The organism is Pseudomonas viridiflava, from assembly GCF_900602065.1.
In the GTDB taxonomy this organism is placed as follows: Bacteria; Pseudomonadota; Gammaproteobacteria; order Pseudomonadales; family Pseudomonadaceae; genus Aquipseudomonas.
The window spans coordinates 1-325 of record NZ_UWFN01000142.1 but is presented as its reverse complement, the minus strand read 5'-3'; the positions used below and the strand labels follow the sequence as shown (position 1 = coordinate 325).

Below are 325 nucleotides of genomic sequence, written 5' to 3'. Positions count from 1 at the left end.
GTCCCGCATCAAGTACCGGGCCCTTTTCAATTTCGTCGATCAGCTCCTTGCTCTCCTCGATCAATCCCTCCATGGCAATGCACTTCATCCGTTTGAGCTTCAACTCAGTCATCACGATCACTTGATCTATGCGTTCGATCTGCCCCTGAGTCTCTTCTCTGTGCGACTCGAACGCCTGCGCCAATGTCGGATTGGTCGATGCACGTGCCATCTTCGACAGTCCCTTCAGGATCTGTTTTTCGGCGCTGTAGATGTCAGAAAGCTCATGAATGAAAAGGTCGTTGATCGTGTTTTTTTTGGATGTGCTCATCGGAAACCTCGTGTC

At 50.5% G+C, this 325-nt stretch carries 1 protein-coding gene; it reads right to left on the bottom strand.

Annotated elements, in window-relative coordinates; genetic code table 11:
• On the bottom strand, nucleotides 1-310 hold a 310-nt coding region (locus EE949_RS08355), incomplete at its 3' end, for a ferritin-like domain-containing protein (protein WP_122663872.1).
• Nucleotides 311-325: the final 15 nt, after the last annotated feature.